Consider the following 18,357-nt stretch of genomic DNA (forward strand, 5'->3'; position numbering starts at 1 on the left):
ATAATCAGTCTATTTGGAAAATCATGCCGTAACAAAAAAGCCTTTATTTTTAAGGGGTTGCAAGACATCGAATAATCTCTAATTTCCAAATTTTGGAAAATGATCGAAATTTTGGAAATTACTATACCGTAAAATCAGGTCTTTTTTTTCGCAAATAAATTTTCTGCAGGGAGGTGAATTGTTTGTTATTTTTAAAACAAACTGAAAAAATAATCATTTGATAAAACAAAATTCCGTAATTACTTTCTCCAAAAATACCGAACTCTGTAAACGAATTGATCAAAACCGGAATAAACATTCCAATGAGCATTAAACGATTCTCTTTGTTCTCACTGAGAAATGCCCTCAGAGTAAAAAATAATTGAAAAAGAGCTGTACAAAATCCTATAAATCCCAAATTCATAAGCACCTGCATAAAAGTATTGTGTGTCATTTTACCCGGATAGGTATGAACACTCTGGAAAAACTCTTTATAGTCAATTCTCATATATCCAAATCCTAATAAGGGCTCTCTTGGCAATCCTTCGGTTATAAGTGCCTGCCAGAAAGGCAATCTCCCCGTTAAGGTCAATATCTCCTCAAGACGCTTTTGATCTCCGCCTTTTAAAATAATCTGATGAACCGCAAACGGAACCACCATAAGTACTCCCACAATAATAGCTAATTTCAGCCCTTTGTTTTTGGTTTGATTGATATGGAAGAAAATAATTAGAAGTACTCCTATTAATGAAGATCTTGATCCCGTCATGAACAAAGCATAAAAAATGACCATAATTTTTACAATTGTCCAAACTTTACTTTTTTTTCTGTACAAATCGAAAATAAGACAGGCAACTCCAACTCCAGCCAGCATTCCCAGCTCATTGGGATTCATCATTACACCTCCCAGTCTGGCCTCTTCTCCACCATTGGTCAGTCTGAAAAAAACATCCGGATTTACCCACATTCCAATAACAAAAATGGTCTGCAGTACAAAAACAGAGTTACCCAAAAGATGATAAAGCCGAATTGTATGTCCATCAAAAAAAACATCTAACAGCTTTAAACTCCTAATAAAAAAGAAGGCAAAAACAAGACTTTGAAAAGTCATGAACCACTGCAAAGCACTAAATCCGGGATTGGTACTCCACATAAAAGATAGAAAACCAAGACCTAAATAACAGAAATACAACAACGGAGAAAATATATTTTTATAACTAAGTGTATTTACTGCTCCATATCTGATGATTTTATAATAAATGCCTATAGACGAAAGCATAAGTCCCATACGCCCGACAACTTTTATACCTCTTGTTATATTTACGTTCTCACTCCATGTAAAAAAACAGGCGACCATAAGCAACAAAACAACAAACATATAATTGCTTATTATTTTTAAAAAAACACCGTGATCATTTGCTTCCTTAGTAATCATAATTGATATAAATCGGTTTTAAACTTACAAAGCAATTTTTCCCAACTATAACATTCTTCAATCATGTTTACAGCACTGGCCTGCATTGCTGCAAACTTGTTTGGGTTTCTAAAAAGCATAAACATATCATACATAGCTGCTTCTAATTTATCAGTGTTCTGACTGTAAATAGTTCTTCCCGAGTTATATCTTTCAATTTCATCTCCAATGTTAGTTGCATCAGTTACAATACAGGGTTTTCCGAAGCTGGCCGCTTCAATAACCGAAAGCGGTAATCCTTCATTTCTTGACGGATGCACAAAAACATCCATTTTTTCTAATAAATCATCTTTTTCTATCCCGAATTTACTTCCGTATAAAATAATATTGTTTTCTAAGAAGTTTTTTGAAACCATGCTTTCTAATTTGCTTTTTTCTTTGCTGTCTCCAAGAATCCATAATTCGGAATGCGGTACTTTCGCATTGAACTTTTTAAATGCTTCCACTAAAGTATCAAGTCCTTTTGTATAAATATCAAGTCTACCTATAAAACCAAAAACAATATTTTTATCAGCACTTTTTTTGAGATTAATATTTTTTTTATTCTCAAAACCGTAAGGAAGTAAAATATACTTTTTAGTCCTGAAAATACTTTTTAAACCATCAACTTCACTTTTACCGATACAATGAATGTTTTGAGCTCTTTGAAGCAACTTTTTTTCAAAAAAATAAAAGTATAATTTCTTTAAAACACTGCTTTTTTTCATTGCAACTGTATTGTAAGCTCCGTGAGCCGTAAGTACAAATCTAATATTGAACTTAAAAAACAATTTTGCCAGTGAATAATAAACCGGTATCCAACCGCCATGAAGATGAAAAACTGCTTCGTCTTTTTTATTAATTATTGCATCCCGCAGTTCATTCGAAAAGGAAAAAGGAAATTGTTTCTTCTTAAAGAGCCTTGTTTCAAAGTTTCTTTCTTCAAAATTCATTTCCAGACTGTCTGTAATTCCCCAAACAGCAACTTTTTCTCCATACAATACTTGTTTTGTTGCCAGTTGATAAACTACTTTATTAACGCCGTTCATCCTTTGGGGATTAGCTTTACCAAGAATTAAATGAATTATTTCCATAACTGAAATTGTTTTTTATTCAACTGATACTGCCAGTACAAAATCATTATAATTTGATTCATTATCAGTCCGATAACTGCTCCGTAAAGTCCTGAATATTTTAATAAAAAATGAAAACTGGCCAATGATATAATAAATGAAAGCAGATATCCTATAAAAAATGCCTCGTTCAGCATTAATATTCTAATCATAATCCTAATCGGATATCCTAAAAAAATAAAGAAATACAAAAGAGAAATCATCTTAATTACATAACCGTAATACTGATATTTTAAACCGCCTGCCAGGACAATAATCTGATCAGAAAAAACAAAAAATAAAATTGTAATTACTCCAAAAGAAATAGCCCCTATTATAGTTAGTTTCGATAAATAGGTTTTCGCATTTACAACGTTGTCACTATAGAGAGAGGCAATTTTTGGCAGAAAATAATTCTCGATAGTTTGCAATCCAACATTGATGATTCCGAAAAATGACTGTACAAGACGCAAAGCTCCCAAAGCTTCAATACCAAGATATATACCTGAAATTAAAATAAAAAAATTACTGGAACACCATTGCAGAAGAGCTGTACTTAAAAGCCATTTTCCCTGTTTTAAATGGTCCGCTGCAAACACCTTCCAAAAAACGGGCTTCTCATAACTCTTTATTATAAATACAAACCCTGGAAGAGTTGAAACCAAATTCATTATTCCAACTAGAAATAAGATCTGCGTCAGATTTATTTGTCCAAATATCAAAAGTAAAAATGCTAGGACCAAATATGAAATATCCATAAGTAGAACTTCTTTAATCTTTGAGAGTCCTAAAAACAGTTTTCTAAAAAAGTCATTAAGCAGGAACATTAAGACAAACCAGATAATTGGCTCAGAATTGATATGAAATAATGCTTTTCCATTAAAAAAATGATACAAAATCAGTAAAATAATGGAGAATAAAGACAATACAATTAATACCCCTAAAAATAAAACTGTAATATATTGTTCTTTTGTTTTCGTTTTTGCTATAGTAACCTGAAACGGCTGAATAATTAAGGCGTTGTTTATGCTTAATAAAAGATATGCCACCAATAAAATAGAAGAATACTGACCAAAACTTTTAATATCAAGTCTCTGTGCAATCAAAAGTGTCAAACAAAAGTTGGTACCACTGCTGATTGCCTGATCAACAAGAGCTAAAAAAGAATCTTTGAACAGTAAAGTTTTTAGTGCAGACATGTCAAAAAATTATTTGTTAGTATATTTTTTGTAAATCTTTTTTATACAAGATAGAATACTTGGGTTGTGTCCTGATTTATTAAGTATAAACCACATATTAGGTAAGTGATACTCTTCTTGCAATACTTCAATATTAGGTATTGTCTTTTCAGCAGTTTTACGGCTGTCTAAAACCACAAAATTCTGACTGGCTAAACTCATGAAAAGCAATGCTAATCTTCCTTTATTTACAGCCTGATTATGAATAATGCAAAGCTCATAATCTTTCATTTTTTCCTCGATCTCATTTTTAAAAACTGACTGTACTGCTGTTAAATATTCTAAGCCCGAGAAATTAATGTAATTACTATCTGCGATTTTATCTTTAAATTCACCTGTGGTATCTGCAACCAGTACTTTTCGCCCTTGTGCACAAAATGCCCTTATAAGGTTCTTAGAATGAAACAAATGGTCTTTAGTGCTGTCATAAGAACTAATTGTTATAATACATTTTTCCTGTACCAGTCCTTTTAGTTCCATTTGTAATGCTTCTTTCAAAAAATGATCCTCGATCAGTTCTCTTTTTTTGATATAGGGTGTTGTAATCGCAACTGGAATTGTACTGTTTTTTTCTATCGTATAAATATCGTTTACTTTTGCTTTTGCAAAATGGACTATGTAAATTAATACAATAGAGCAAAGCATTCCCATTATAGCCGCAACAATTATAATGATCGAACGAATGGGAGAAACAGGTGACATAGAAACTTCTGCCGGACTTATCACTTTATGGAAAGCAATTTTTGCCGATTTAGCAATTTCAGCGTCAATTCGTTTCTCATTCAGAAAATTATAATTCTTCTCATACAGTGTAAAATCTCTGTTTAATATTGTTAGTTTTTTCTCTTTTTCAGGAAGGCCTATAAAAGCTTTTTCAGATTCATTGATTTCATTAGAAAGCTGGTTGTATTTTATCTGCAGGTTTTTCTCAGTGTTTTTGATACTTTCTATCTGATAATCGGTTAAATCTTTAAGTTTGGCATCAACAACTTTTACCTTTTCATTTTCCGGAGTATAAGTAAGTAGCAGATCTTTTTTTTCTGCCTGGAGGCTCTTCATATTCTTAATCATCTCAGTAGAGAGTAAGTCAGTAAAAGCTTCAAAATTGGGTGCCAGATCTAAAAAATTTCCTTTACCTCCAGCTATATATTTATTTAAATCCTTTATGGCGTCAAGGCTCATTTTTAAATTCGCCTTTTCAATTTTCAATTGGGCAATCTTTCTTAAATCGGTTTCTGTTTCCTGGGGTATATTAACAATGTGCTCTTTATCCTTGAAGTTTTGAATATTGTTTTCTGAAGCACTAAGTTTTTGATTTGAACTGCTAATCTCTTTTTTTAGAAAATCAACTGTAGTATCTGCTGCCCTAAATTTACTCTCAATATAATCTTTCACATATACTTCTGCTAGTTTATTAACAAACAATGCGGCTTTCTCAGGTACATTACTTTTAAGATTAATACGTATTACGGGAACATCTTTGTCAACAGAAACAATATCAAGACCTTTATTAATTTTCTCCATTAATTTTTGTCTGCTCAAAAATTCAAATTCATAAGAATCAATAATTTTCAGATCTCTTTTTGTTTTTATAAAAGGTTCATTTAAATGAATCAAAATTGTACCTCCTCTAATTGTAAATGGCTTCCCGAAGAATCCTTTTATACCTTTTTCTGAATCCGGATAAAAAAAGAGAAATTCTTTGTTCGAGATAACATTCAGTCCATATTTTTTATCTATTGCATTATCCGAACTAAATGTTCCTTCCACCAAAAAAGGGGAATTTCCAAATAATTCGACCGACCGAACACTGCCTTTTCGATATATCTCTCTATCAAAAGGGAGCTCGTCAAGTGCTCTTTCGATCAATAGAGTCGATTTTAAAACTTCAATTTCTGTGGCTATTTTATTTGCTGAAGCAAAAACATCAAAATCTTTAAAAAGATTAGCACTTGGTACCCCTTCCTGAACATCTGCTAACTTTAACTTTGCTGTACTCTCATACATCGGAGTTACATAATTAAGATATTTTTTGGCAACCAAAATTGAAACAACCACTGTCAGGATTATAATTGGCAGTCCTCTAAAAAATGGTTTTAATATTCTTAAATTCTCATTCATACTATTTTTATAATAAACTCAAAATAACTGCTGCTGCACTTATTGTAGTTGTTAATGGGATTATAGTCGCTACACGTTTATCAAAATCTTTGTTCTTTTTAGAAGGTACAATTACAATATCGCCTGGATGCAACTGTATATTGGTATTTAAAATATCACTTCCTGTGGTAAGATCCAGATTAGTAACTCTTACGTTTTCTCCTTCCTGTCGTAAAATTTTCACAGATTTCAGATTGGCGTAAAATTCAAACCCTCCGGTCTTACTGATTATTTCCAATAAACTTACGTGGTCTTTATCGATAGGCACTGTGTTTGGATTACGCACCTCTCCCAAGACAATAATCTCTTTGTTGAGTACTTTTACATCCACAATCGGATTAATCAACCATTTTTTTAGTTCGGCTTTTAACATTTCTTTTAACTCCGGAACCGTTTTATCCAGAACATTTAGTGTTCCTATTTTTGGAGCTTCAATTGTCCCATTTGTATCCACCATAAGCCATTTTCCGTAAACTTCATTTGAATTATAAATTCCGTAAACAGAACCTACACTTAAATTATCCTCTCCCCATACCGAAATTGAGATTTTATCATCTTTACGTATCTTATATTGGTAATCCTTGTCGAATAAAAAAGAAACATTATCCCTTGTTTCTTTTTTATTTACCAGCAAATTTTGTGTTTTACAGGAATAGAAAAATAATGTTACGACAAATAATGCGGCAATTTTTTTCATAAGAGGATATTTATTTGATTAGAAAATCGATAATAAACGCTTTACAAAACCTGGATAAGTATTCTTTAGCTGCTCCTTAACAGTTATTATTTTAGTTATAACCTCTACAACTCTTTCTTCAACATCGCTACCTTTAATCACATAATCAAAGGCGCCGTACTTTAAAGCATCTACAGCTGTTTTAATGTTTTCCTGTCCGGAAATCATTATCACATATATATTTGGATTATATCTCTTAATTTTTTTAAGCACCTCAAATCCACTTATATCTTCCATATTATGATCCAGAAAAATAATATCCGGATTTTGATATAAATTGTTTATACAATCATTGCCATTCGAATAGTGAGTAATATCACTATAATTCATGTTAATGAGATATTGCTTATATAAATTGGCACAAAAAAAATCATCATCAACAAGAAAAAATTTAAATTGAGTCTTAGCTTCCATGTTATCTTACTTTTATTGATAACAGTATAGCTATAGTTAAGCCAAATTTTAAAAACACATAAAAATCAAGCAGTTACAAAACATTGACGGCGATAGATTTTCCTTATTTTGGAAAGTTTTCCAAAATAAGGAAAAAATTTCTTTTTAGATTTCTTCCTTCAATTGTTCAACAGCACTAAGTAATGTGCTTTTTATTTGAAAAAAGATGTCACTAATATTATCTTTATCAAAATCTTCTTTAGTGATTTTTTCTAATTTTTTGATACCCTCAATTATACTTACGATTCCCATTCCTTCAATACTTGGCCTAATCTTGTGCATAAGATTGCTCAAAACTAAAAAATCATCCGAATGTAAAGCTGTTTCTGCATTTGGAATAACCTCTTCTATCTGATCAATAAAAATTACAATCATTTTTGTAATAAACTCTGAATTCCCTCTACTAATGCTGTGCAAAGCCTTTAAATCATAGAGTTTCTTATTTTTTTCTTTGATAGAATCATTTACCTCAAGCGATTGTTTATAAGTGTATCTTGAAATGGTTTCAATTAAGTCAAACTCCTCAAAAGGTTTTGTGATATAATCATCCATACCTGCATTTTTGCATTTATCAACTTCGCTTTTAAAAGCGTTGGCCGTAAGGGCAATTATAGGTGTTCGTAATTTCAATTCTTCCCTGATTTGCATAGTAGCTTCTATTCCATCCATTTCAGGCATCTGGACATCCATTAATATGATATCGAAACTTTTGTTTTTTAAAATTTCTATCGCCTCAATACCGTTTGTTGCTTCAGTTACCAGGCAATTAAAGTAATTTAGTGAATTAATAGCAACCATTCTATTAATAACATTATCTTCTACCAGTAAAATATTAACTCCTGAAATATCTATATTAATTTCATCCTGAACTTTTTTAATGTTGTCGATACTTCCTTTTTTTAGATCAATAATAAAACTAATGGTAGTACCTACACCTTTCTCACTTTGAACATTAATATTTCCCTTCATTAACTGAATCAATTCATTACTAATGGTCATACCTAATCCTGTTCCTCCAAATTTTCGGGTAATTGCTTTGTCCTCCTGAGAAAATTTATTGAAAATATTTTCCGCATAACTTTGTTCCATTCCTATTCCTGTATCTATAACAGAAACTTGCAGTTTCTGAAAAGCTTTAATATCTTTTAATACTTCACACTTCAAGAATATTTTTCCTTTATTGGTAAACTTCAAAGAATTGCCAACAAGATTAAACAATACTTGCTCTAATCTTAAACTATCTCCTTTTAAAACACTGTGAACATCTTTTGAAATTTGTTTGATCAACTTTAATCCTTTTTTCTTTGCCAATGGCTCAAGAATATTTACAACATTAGCTATTGCATTCTCAAAAACAAAATCCTCTTCTTCAAGTGACATCTCTCCTGCTTCAATTTTTGAGATATCTAATATGTTATTTATAATGGATAATAAATGTTTTGACGCTACAGTGCTGTTCTCTACATACTTTTTTTGCAGATCTGTTAAGTTTTGTCTCCCTAATTCTCTCAAAAAGCCAATAATACCATTTAACGGGGTACGTATTTCATGACTCATATTGGCTAAAAAAGCTTCTTTTGCTTTAGAGGCTAGTTCTGCTTTGATTTTTTGATTCTCCAGTTCAATTTCCATCTGTTTTTGCTCGGTAATATCTAAATGGATTCCTATAGATCCTACTAATTTACCTTTATCATCATAATTAGGCGCACCACCAATTGCCCACCATCTTAATTCTCCCCTTTTATTTTTAACCGGAATTTGATAAACATCAGATATGCCATTTTCCCGTAGTTTATTTTTAGCATTCAATTTTTCTAGATTCTCTCCAAAAACAAATGTTTTGGAAGGATTTAAACCAATTAATTCTTCAACTTCAAATCCAGATATGTTAGCAAAACTTTGATTAGCAAATTGAATTATTTCATCATTATCAACTTCGATAAGTCCTAAATTCATATTAGCAATAATATTGCGGTACTTCTCTTCCTGATTTTTTAATTTAGTCTCTGCCTTTTTTCGCTCTGAAATATCCTGTATAAAAGAACAAAAAAATACTTCGCCATTTTGCTCTAAGGGTATAATAGAAATTTCTACCGTAAACTCATGTCCCATTTTATTAACAGCCGGTAACTCTATTTGTTTATTTAACACTGGCCCTTTACCGGTTTTCTGGTAATACTTTAGCCCTTTTATATGCTCTTCTTTATGCCGATCAGGTATAATAGTTTCATTTAACGTTTTCCCTAAAACGTCTTCTTTTTTCCACCCAAAAATAATTTCGGCCTGATTATTCCAAAAAGTTATTTTTCCTGTAACATCAATGGTAACAATAGCATTTAATGACGAATTCATAATAATACGATTCCGCTCTTCACTCTGTTTTAATAAATTTTTACTTTTAGTCCTTTCCGTAACATCTATAGACTTCCAAAGATGACCAATACATACTCTATCAATGAAAATAGGTATATAATTCCTTTCAAAAAAACGATTGTCTGTTGTTTCAAGTATTTCGCCAGTTACAATTTCTTTACGGGATAATATTTCTTTAATCCTATTTTTGTACGCTTCACTGTCTTTAAACAAAAACTGAACATCATTGATATACTTAGTTGCTTTTTCTCCAATCATTTCATCTGGAGAAGCGCTGATATTACGCATATCACACAAATACTGATTAACATATAAAATTGTATCATTATTATCTACAACCAAGATTCCTGATTGTAAATTCCCTAATAATGTTTTTAAAAACTGAACAGTTTCAAATAGTTTTTTTTCAGTTTCTTTTCTTTTAGTAATTTGTTCACCTACATATTTTGAAATAAAAAGAAGATCATTTCTTTCTTTTTCCTTTATTAATCTGTATCCTTGATCTAAATGGGTAAGACTCTCGTAAAGATTTAAAATAGATTGTTGTTTTAATTCATATTCTTTCTTTAAATTTTGGTGTACTTCGTTATACTCTTTTTCACTTTCCTTAAAGGAATGATCCATTAAATCCTTATCTCTTTCAAAAGACAGATAAGAGTCATTAACTGTTTTTATAAAGGATTGAAAAAATGGATTATCTTGAAGATCAACTGGCACATTTTTATTAATTTGTCTCTGTAAAAGTTTATGAATATCCATAACTAATCTATTTCATTAATACAGGTAATAGTCATTGTCTGGTTGTGAAGAATACATTCTCCAAAGGGTTTCAGCGGTGAGATCTCTCCATAAGAATAAAAACCGGAAATAATTGCTTTGTCTCCAAAAACATCAGAAACAGCTTCAACTTCTTCATCTATTCTGCTTCCTAAAATTAGTTTTCGTCCAACGCAGCTAATTAAAAGGGCAAGCTTTGGATTAAAACTATTTACCTCCAAGCAAAACGATGCGGCTCCACTTGCAGCATCAATCAATCTGTCAAAATTAGCTTTCATAAATCGTACTTTACTTCCTACCGGTACATCACCTGCAAAAGTCATAGTTTGGTTGGTTTCATCTACAGATAAAATGGTTCTGACAATTGGCTCATCAACTTCATCAATTTTTATTGACAAAGGAAAAAGTAAAGCAGAACCCGGAAGTTCTTCGGCATATTTTCCTAAATAATTTTTATAGAGATCTAACACATTCTTTCCATCAATTTCATATAAAACATTACTTTTAGATTTGGTAACTATTCGCTCCAATCCAAAGGTTTCCCAACCTCCTAAAGATCCATGAGATACCAGCAATTTTTTGCCGTAAAAACCAATAGCTATAATTTTACCTTGTACAGGAGTTTCATTCAATCCTACAACCGTTTTTTCAAATCTTGCTGCATCACCGGCAAGACCGCCAACAATTAATACTACTTCTTTTTTAGCGGCATTCATTCCGTTTACTAACTCGCTTCCATTTACTTTTCCTCCATCAGAGAATACAAGCAGCATTTTTAAATTATCCTGATCAAACTTTTCTACTAATGAAGAACCCGCTTGAAAACTATTTTCAAAAGCAGCTATATCAACTTCATCCGTTTTAATTACAGTTGAAGAAAATTTAATTGCCGTGAGAGATATGGTATTGTCTAAGACCTCATTTTCATAAATTTCTCCCGCCGAAGAACAAAGAATCAATTGTGATGCAGGAAATTTATTTTTTAGATGATTAAAAACTTTTTCATCCGACAATAAATCTCTTGAACCAAAACCCAACACTAATTCTGAATCACCGAAATCTAAATTGTCATCATTCAATTCTCGTGTAAAAGAATTATTTTCGAATAAAACTGTAGCTACTTTCATTTACCTTATTTTTTAGTTTGGCTTAACTGAATTAAGTTATAAATCGTAGATTTTCCGATATCTAGTTGTTTTGAAGTTTTTAGTACATCTTCATTATTTTTTTTTAAATAATATAATATAATTTCAGCCGTAAACTCTTTTAAAGTCTTATCTTCAGACAAGAAAAAATCAGTATCATTTATACTCTCAAAAGTTAAGTCATCAATAGAAATTTCATTATTTTCACACATAACACAAGCAAGATCTATTATAGATTTGAGCTCTCGTATGTTTCCGGGAAATTTATATTTAAGTAATTTTTCTTTAGCTTCTTTTGAGATCGTAATGGTTTTTAATTTGTTTTCTTTTGTAAAAAGATCGCAAAAATGTTTGGCTAAAAGTAAAATATCGTGGCCCCGTTCCCTTAAAGGCGGTAACTCTATCGGAAGTCCTATAATTCTGTAATATAGATCTTCTCTGAACCTTGCTTTTTTCACCTCTTCTTTTAGATCTTTATGAGTTGCTACTATTAGTCGGGCATTAAACTTAATAACCTCTTTTCCTCCAAGTCTAATAACCTCTCTTTCCTGCAGTACCCGGAGTAATTTACTTTGAAGATTTAAATCCAATTCAGCAATTTCATCTAAAAAAATTGTGCCTCCATCTGCCTGCTCAAACTTCCCGATTGCTCTCTGATCGGCTCCGGTAAAAGCTCCTTTTTCGTGTCCGAAAAATTCACTCTCGACGAGTTCTTTAGGAATCGCAGCCATATTTAAGGCTACAAATGGTTTGTTTTTTCTATCTGAATTATAGTGGATCGCTTTAGCAACGATTTCCTTTCCTGTTCCAGTCTCCCCCGTTATAGAAACATTTATATTAGTGCTTAATGATTTGTTTATTTTGTTAAAAACTACTTTTATTGCCTCACTTTGACCTATTATGGTATTCTCAAAGCTAAACTTTTGTTCCAGTTTTTCCTTTAATTCTTCTACTTCATCAATAAGATTTAGATTCTCCCTGATTTTAATAATCGAATTCCAAAGCAGTTCTTTTGTATGGCTATTTTTTACAATATAATCTTTAGCTCCCGATTTTAAAAAGTCAACAGCTACTTCTATTTCTTCCTGACCACTTATGATAATAATGGGAATTCTATTATTTGTTTGTTGTATTTTCTTAAGCAATACATCTCCGTTTATATCTGGCAGACCGAAATCCAAACAAATAATTTTAGGATTCTGAAATAAATTATCCAAACATTCTTTTCCAGTTTTAAACAAAAATACTTCAAAATCAGGATTTAATTTAAGGTGGTATTTTAAAGTTTCTCCAAAAAAAGGATCATCTTCAACTAAAAAAATTTTAAATGATTTCATCTATAGCCTTTTAAGTTTTAACTACTACCAAACTACAAAAAAAATCCTACATATTTACATTTAAACGATAGTTATTGCATCTCAACGAGATTATTTTCTTTTTGATCTAAATTTTAACTCCTTAAATTTCAGACAATTCAAAAAGAGAAAAAGTTAAAACTAAATACCCAATACCAAGGATAGATAAAATTTATCCAAACATTAAAGCGCGCTTAAAAGAAGACATAGCAAATAAGATGTTCATAATTATTCTACAAAATTAAACAGCATAAAATTTAGAATCATTCTACTGATTATCTGACAATAACTTAGCACAAATTGCGCTAACTTTATTTGAAATTACAATTTAGAAAAATAAATATTGTTTTAGATAAAGAGGTATTACACATTGTTATACAAAATATAGATAAAAAAATTAATCAATTAAATGATGAAAAAATAATTGCTTTTATTGAATCACTTGACTTGGATAAAAAAAATATTTCAAAAGATTATCTGAATTGGGAAATGATACTTATTGTTGTACCTACTCGTAAAATTTTAAATGAACTAACCCAATATAAATCTTCCATATACCGCATCTCATTTGTAACAAATCCTAATGCAGAACAGATTCATATTTATGATTTGAATGAATGGAAAAATAATACCCTGCATAAATCAAAATTTCAAATTAGAGAATTTCTAAAAACTAATTTTGGAGGTGTTCAAAAAAATACCGAAAATCCAGACTGGATTAAATTAATATAATAGATCTATGCATGTTGAAAATCATTACATAAACAGAAGTGGGTGGCTACGAGCAGCTGTACTCGGAGCAAATGACGGAATTCTTTCTACCACGAGTTTAGTTATTGGAGTTGCTGCTACAAGTGACACCAGAGAACCTATCCTGCTCGCGGCAGTAGCAGGCCTAGTAGCGGGTGCCTTATCAATGCTGCCGGAGAATATGTATCAGTGAGCTCCCAATCTGATGTAGAATCGGCAGATTTAAAAAGAGAAAGCTTTGCGCTTGAAAACACGCCCAAAGAGGAACTGGAAGAACTAACCGATATTTATATTCAAAGAGGTCTAAATCGCGAATTGGCTAAAGAAGTCGCTGCTCAACTAACAGTATACGATGCGCTGGAAGCTCATGCCCGAGATGAATTAGGCATTAATGAGATTATGCAGGCCAATCCACTAACTGTCGCTTTTGTGTCGGCAATATCATTCATTGTTGGAGGCTTGCTTCCGCTTTTGGTCGCTATTTTTTCTCCAATAAAAGACATGATTTTTTACCAATATGGTTTTTCGATTCTATTTTTAGCATTTTCAGGGATATTGGCTACTAAAGCCGGAGGCTCAAATACTTTAAAAGCAGTGTTACGAATTTGCATTTGGGGAACTTTTGCCATGGGAGCATCTGCAATAGTTGGATATATTTTTGGCGTTCAAACTGCCTAATGACAAATTTACTTTTTAGTTCTGCAAAAATTTTAATTTAATCTTAAGCAAATAAAAAAATAAAAGATACAACAAATCGTTATTTCGTAAAGCCTTAAAAACAAGACTTTAAAATAAAACTAATTACCTTATTTCTTTTATTGACAATACTTCCTATTAAATTGGAAGCCTGATTTTAATAATTCAAAAAAAATGCAAAGGGAAAAAACGAATTAATTCTTCTCAACTTTTCAAGTTCAGACTGACTGGTGTGGTCTTTGTATTGTTCGGCGTAGAGATTATTTAGAGAGCTCGATATGGTGTTTCCTTCAATTTTACCACAAAAAACTAAGGTGTTTTTTAAACAATCAAAAGTTAATTATAGTACAAAACAATCCATTTGACAAATAAAACTTTAAATTTACAGTATTAGATAAAAATAGCACAAAAAAACAAGTCAAACCATAAATAAAAAAGCAATAAGTTGACTTCAAAAATTAACACTTTAATTTTCGTGGCACAGTGATTAAACAGAATTAACAAATGCAGTATAAGCAGGGGTTTAGACGATTAGGTTCGAATCCTGCTCTACTCTCAATAAAATATAAATAAAATTATTTTTCTTCCAAATATATTCTATAACTTTACGGTAACCTCTGGATTAATGTGTGTTCTTAAAAATACAGTTCACAAATGAACAAAATACTGTCATTCGATTGAAAGGTTTGTATGTTTTTATTTCGTTTTATTTTGTTCAGATTTGTACTTTACATGTACCTCGACATCTGTTAACCCCAGTAGATACTGGAATACTAATTTCTGTATCGGCAAATAGAGAAACAAAATAACAAAAAACAAAAACAAACAAACGAGTTAAAGCATTTATAAACAATATTTTAGCTCGTTCTTTATTTATCTTTTCTTTTGGTTGTTTAGCCATGTTTTGATTAAATTTGTACCCCATTTGCACCTCGAAAACCCAGGTACAATTTTTTTTTTATTATTTGGCCAAATTATGGCACATAGAGACACTGGAGTTCATACCATAAAATGGACACAGAAACACAAGACCTTTGGTTTTAAAACAAAGGAAATGCAAAAACCAAGGCAGAAGTACACGTTAGAATTCAAACAAAAGGCCGTAGAACTTAGCAATAAATATTACGGCACCATACGGACTGCTGAAAAAGTAAACAGGTAAAAACACATAATCTGATACATTACCAGCCCAAGCAGCTACTATAATTGGAAGCGACAGATTCTATCAGGAAGACAGAGGAAAACTGCTCTGAGAAAAGAAGAATTTTGAAAACTTCCTTTTACATATTAAGTTTGCTAGCCACAGCTAATTCTTATCGATTTTATAATAAGTACACCAGTCTTTTATTCTTCCTACAAACATTTTAAGATAGTTTTCTGTTAGAAATATATTGGACCAATCAAATCTTTGAGCTTGAAGACCAAGATAAAAAATAAAAATTGACGCACCAGTTTCTGGGATTAAGCTTATCTCTTTATCTGATAATTCTCTTAGTTCCTTGTAACCTTCAATAAAACTTTTAACTTTTAATTCGTATTGATTTTTGTCTTGTTCGATGAAAAATAATTGTTTGCAGAAATACCCAAGATCTAAAATAAGTAATCCATTTCCACAATTATCAAAGTCGAATATTGTTATTTCATTTTCTCCATTTATACTGAAATTGTCATACCAAATATCAAGATGAACAATTCCCTTTTGGTTATCTTTCAAATTGCTTTCTTGAAAGGTTTTTGATATTTTTTCACCAATTTCTTTTAAGAATTTCATTTCATTCAAATCTTCAGTGAAAAATGTTTTTAAATAATTATATGATTTTTTTAAAAGTATTTCAGAATCATAATTCACTCTATCAATTTTTTTGTTTGCTGTTATATTATGAATTTTAGCAATAACAGAACCAATCGTAAAGCAATTTTCATTTGTCATAAATCGTTTTTTTTCACCATTTGCAAATGAAAAAAGCACAACATAACGAATTCCTTCAGGAGCATTAACTTCTTGAATTAATTCATCGTTTTTATCAGAAATTGGAAATGAAACAGAAAGATTATTATTTTTTAGTGTTTTTAGGAGCTCTAATTCTTCCTTAATTTCATTTATACTTCGCCAATTATAGCAGTAAACTCTGACAACATATTTTGTACTTGAATCTGAGATGAAATAAGTGTGATTTACTCCTGTTCTAAATAATTTACATTCAAAATTGCTATTTAGATCGTATTTTTCTATTATAAAGTTACCTAAATCCTTTTCTGATAATGTAGAAGCAATTACTGGGAAAGTTGTCATTCGGTTTGTTCTGGTTTAATTGTGGGTACTACAACTGGTTTGGAACTAAATCAAGCTCTATTTTCGGATTTGCCAAATCATACCCAATACAAAACCAACTTTCCATTAGACCCATTGTTAAGATCCGTTGTAGTAGTTATTATAGGCAGGCATTTATAGTATTTTCTATTTATCTGAAAATAAATTAGTTGCTATTGATTTATCATAATTATCTACATCTTTAAAAGTAGAATACACTCCTTTTTTTGTATAAATAACTACAGCAAATTTCTGCAATGCAATATGTTTTTTCCCCTCTGAATCAATTGAATTGTATACTATTGATAAAAAATGTTCATCTAAACCAAGATAGGATTTTGATTTTATTCCAGGATCAAAAGTCATATACCTGGTACAGAACTTAAGACTTATAAGCTTCATTTCGTGTGGGTTTAAAATCAATGGAAAATCATCACTTTCAAAAGAATCCTGACTTTCATATAAGACTGGTTTAGGCGTTATTTGGTATTTAGCGCCTAAAATTATTGCTTGGCGATTACCTCTATTAAAAAAAGCAACCTGAGTAGAAATTGTGTCATACGTTCTTCCGTCGTAACTAGGGTGGCGACCACTAATAGTCCGAATCCCTGCAACTCTTGCTTGAAGATCATCGTCTATGCGAATGTTACTAAAATAAAAACTGCTGAGAGACAATATTAATGCCGCAAGAGAAAAACAAATTGATAAAATGTCCTTGGTTAAAAAATTATTTTGCTTTTTTGTTTCCATTAATCACGAATTTTTATTTAAGGTTGCATAGAACTGGCATACATATATGGCTAGATACGACTTATCTACTCTAAACTGGATCGCTATGTCAATCAATTGTAGTTCTTTCGCATCTGTCAGAATCAAATATAAGAATTTAAGTAATTAAAAAGTTAGCCCACCAATTTACAGAATGATTTAAACCTAGTTCTCCCCGGATTAATCTTCTGATTCTTCCTCAGCATATGCACAATTTCAGTTCCACCTAATGTTCGTCTCGCAGACTCAAAACTTTTAAAACCTGATACATTTTGTATTCCACGTGTTTTTATTATTTCTTCAACATCACTGTAACTCAATGTAAATCTCAATTTAAAATAAACAGCCTGAAGAATAATAACTTTGGGATAACAGTGACCTTTGGTATTCATTTAATACATTTTGAAACACCGAAGATAATAGTTATTAATAGATGCGATAGAGCCGATTTTTTCAAATCCTCATATTTTATGAATTAAAACTAAGACATTTTATAAAATTTTATAGATTTGTTTCAACCATTGGTCTCATGTGTTCTTAGAAAACATATTACTGTAAACTGCCATTTTTCAATTAAAATTGAATGAAATTTTGTTTGTTTTTGGTTTGCGATAATTTGTTAAAAATTAGCTTTAAATTTGTACCTCGAAGTCTGAAACCCTAATAAATATTGGGTTGTTAATTTCTGCATCGGCAAGTAGGCTCCACAAAACAAAACAAATAACCCCAGTTAAAACACTATAAAATAGCGTTTTAACTGGATTTACTTTTCTGTTTATATAATTTTATTTGCAAATAGTTCGCTCTTTTTTTGTACCATGATTGTACCACGAAAAGAATTTTCTTGTTTGGGATTTTTTTAGCGAAATTATGATATAATGAGACACATATAGACACAATGGGACACTTAAAGTCACATTAATTATGAGTTCAAAAATTAAGACTACCATTTCTAATTCACTAAGCCTGTCTAAAATCATAGCAGATAGATCAAAATTACTATTCCAATTCTAGTCTGTTCTAGCAAAATCATCATCAACACCAGCAAATC

The 18,357-nt window shown here is 31.0% G+C and carries 14 protein-coding genes and 1 pseudogene; 3 read left to right on the top strand and 12 right to left on the bottom strand.

Annotated elements, in window-relative coordinates:
• Positions 1-121: 121 nt before the first annotated feature.
• The 9 genes from M4I44_RS16605 to M4I44_RS16645 all read right to left on the bottom strand — a co-directional run bounded on the left by M4I44_RS16605 (position 122) and on the right by M4I44_RS16645 (position 12,763).
• Complete coding sequence (locus M4I44_RS16605; protein ID WP_249965434.1) at positions 122-1,414, bottom strand: O-antigen ligase; 1,293 nt, start codon at positions 1,412-1,414, stop codon at positions 122-124.
• Positions 1,411-2,526 (bottom strand): glycosyltransferase family 4 protein, encoded by a 1,116-nt coding sequence (locus M4I44_RS16610; RefSeq protein ID WP_249965435.1) that lies wholly within the window; start codon positions 2,524-2,526, stop codon positions 1,411-1,413. The genes M4I44_RS16605 and M4I44_RS16610 overlap by 4 nt, the downstream gene beginning before the upstream one ends.
• Entirely contained in the window at positions 2,517-3,743 is a 1,227-nt protein-coding gene (locus tag M4I44_RS16615; RefSeq protein WP_249965436.1) for a lipopolysaccharide biosynthesis protein, read from the bottom strand. Before M4I44_RS16615 ends, M4I44_RS16610 begins: the two co-directional genes overlap by 10 nt.
• Positions 3,744-3,752: 9 nt before the next feature.
• The gene (locus M4I44_RS16620; RefSeq protein WP_249965437.1) at positions 3,753-5,903 is read right to left on the bottom strand and encodes a GNVR domain-containing protein; all 2,151 of its coding nucleotides are present in this window, start codon (positions 5,901-5,903) and stop codon (positions 3,753-3,755) included.
• A gap of 7 nt (positions 5,904-5,910) precedes the next feature.
• Positions 5,911-6,639, bottom strand: a complete 729-nt coding sequence (locus M4I44_RS16625) for a polysaccharide biosynthesis/export family protein (protein ID WP_249965438.1) — start codon at positions 6,637-6,639, stop codon at positions 5,911-5,913.
• A gap of 18 nt (positions 6,640-6,657) precedes the next feature.
• Positions 6,658-7,092, bottom strand: a complete 435-nt coding sequence (locus tag M4I44_RS16630) for a response regulator (RefSeq protein WP_249965439.1) — start codon at positions 7,090-7,092, stop codon at positions 6,658-6,660.
• A gap of 144 nt (positions 7,093-7,236) precedes the next feature.
• On the bottom strand, positions 7,237-10,263 hold the full coding sequence (locus M4I44_RS16635; RefSeq protein ID WP_249965440.1) for a PAS domain-containing hybrid sensor histidine kinase/response regulator: 3,027 nt from the start codon (positions 10,261-10,263) through the stop codon (positions 7,237-7,239).
• 2 nt (positions 10,264-10,265) lie between these two features.
• Positions 10,266-11,408: an FIST signal transduction protein gene (locus tag M4I44_RS16640; RefSeq protein WP_249965441.1), complete on the bottom strand. Its 1,143-nt coding sequence runs from the start codon at positions 11,406-11,408 to the stop codon at positions 10,266-10,268.
• Between the two features lie 5 nt (positions 11,409-11,413).
• Positions 11,414-12,763 (bottom strand): sigma-54 dependent transcriptional regulator, encoded by a 1,350-nt coding sequence (locus M4I44_RS16645; RefSeq protein ID WP_249965442.1) that lies wholly within the window; start codon positions 12,761-12,763, stop codon positions 11,414-11,416.
• A gap of 333 nt (positions 12,764-13,096) precedes the next feature.
• On the opposite strand from M4I44_RS16645, the gene M4I44_RS16650 reads away from it, so the two are divergent.
• The 3 genes and pseudogenes from M4I44_RS16650 (at position 13,097) to M4I44_RS16660 (ending at position 15,389) form a co-directional block, all read left to right on the top strand.
• Complete coding sequence (locus tag M4I44_RS16650; protein WP_249965443.1) at positions 13,097-13,513, top strand: hypothetical protein; 417 nt, start codon at positions 13,097-13,099, stop codon at positions 13,511-13,513.
• A gap of 7 nt (positions 13,514-13,520) precedes the next feature.
• Positions 13,521-14,209, top strand: a pseudogene (locus M4I44_RS16655) (VIT family protein).
• A 994-nt stretch (positions 14,210-15,203) separates the two neighbouring features.
• The gene (locus M4I44_RS16660; RefSeq protein ID WP_249965444.1) at positions 15,204-15,389 is read left to right on the top strand and encodes a hypothetical protein; all 186 of its coding nucleotides are present in this window, start codon (positions 15,204-15,206) and stop codon (positions 15,387-15,389) included.
• 144 nt (positions 15,390-15,533) lie between these two features.
• On the opposite strand, the gene M4I44_RS16665 is transcribed toward M4I44_RS16660, so the two are convergent.
• The 3 genes from M4I44_RS16665 to M4I44_RS16675 all read right to left on the bottom strand — a co-directional run bounded on the left by M4I44_RS16665 (position 15,534) and on the right by M4I44_RS16675 (position 17,698).
• Positions 15,534-16,520: a phosphotransferase gene (locus M4I44_RS16665; RefSeq protein WP_249965445.1), complete on the bottom strand. Its 987-nt coding sequence runs from the start codon at positions 16,518-16,520 to the stop codon at positions 15,534-15,536.
• A gap of 165 nt (positions 16,521-16,685) precedes the next feature.
• A complete protein-coding gene (locus M4I44_RS16670; RefSeq protein ID WP_249965446.1) occupies positions 16,686-17,288 on the bottom strand; it encodes a hypothetical protein in 603 nt (200 codons plus the stop codon).
• A 152-nt stretch (positions 17,289-17,440) separates the two neighbouring features.
• The gene (locus M4I44_RS16675; RefSeq protein WP_249965447.1) at positions 17,441-17,698 is read right to left on the bottom strand and encodes a hypothetical protein; all 258 of its coding nucleotides are present in this window, start codon (positions 17,696-17,698) and stop codon (positions 17,441-17,443) included.
• Between the last annotated feature and the right edge of the window lie 659 nt (positions 17,699-18,357).

The sequence above is a fragment of the Flavobacterium sp. B183 genome, assembly GCF_023539155.1.
GTDB classification, from domain to species: domain Bacteria; phylum Bacteroidota; class Bacteroidia; order Flavobacteriales; family Flavobacteriaceae; genus Flavobacterium; species Flavobacterium tructae.

Coding starts and splice junctions, on each gene's coding strand:
- M4I44_RS16605 (WP_249965434.1), bottom strand. CDS start 1,414: ATGATTACTAAGGAAGCAAATGATCACGGTGTTTTTTTAAAAATAATA.
- M4I44_RS16610 (WP_249965435.1), bottom strand. CDS start 2,526: ATGGAAATAATTCATTTAATTCTTGGTAAAGCTAATCCCCAAAGGATG.
- M4I44_RS16615 (WP_249965436.1), bottom strand. CDS start 3,743: ATGTCTGCACTAAAAACTTTACTGTTCAAAGATTCTTTTTTAGCTCTT.
- M4I44_RS16620 (WP_249965437.1), bottom strand. CDS start 5,903: ATGAATGAGAATTTAAGAATATTAAAACCATTTTTTAGAGGACTGCCA.
- M4I44_RS16625 (WP_249965438.1), bottom strand. CDS start 6,639: ATGAAAAAAATTGCCGCATTATTTGTCGTAACATTATTTTTCTATTCC.
- M4I44_RS16630 (WP_249965439.1), bottom strand. CDS start 7,092: ATGGAAGCTAAGACTCAATTTAAATTTTTTCTTGTTGATGATGATTTT.
- M4I44_RS16635 (WP_249965440.1), bottom strand. CDS start 10,263: ATGGATATTCATAAACTTTTACAGAGACAAATTAATAAAAATGTGCCA.
- M4I44_RS16640 (WP_249965441.1), bottom strand. CDS start 11,408: ATGAAAGTAGCTACAGTTTTATTCGAAAATAATTCTTTTACACGAGAA.
- M4I44_RS16645 (WP_249965442.1), bottom strand. CDS start 12,763: ATGAAATCATTTAAAATTTTTTTAGTTGAAGATGATCCTTTTTTTGGA.
- M4I44_RS16660 (WP_249965444.1), top strand. CDS start 15,204: ATGGCACATAGAGACACTGGAGTTCATACCATAAAATGGACACAGAAA.
- M4I44_RS16665 (WP_249965445.1), bottom strand. CDS start 16,520: ATGACAACTTTCCCAGTAATTGCTTCTACATTATCAGAAAAGGATTTA.
- M4I44_RS16670 (WP_249965446.1), bottom strand. CDS start 17,288: ATGGAAACAAAAAAGCAAAATAATTTTTTAACCAAGGACATTTTATCA.
- M4I44_RS16675 (WP_249965447.1), bottom strand. CDS start 17,698: ATGAATACCAAAGGTCACTGTTATCCCAAAGTTATTATTCTTCAGGCT.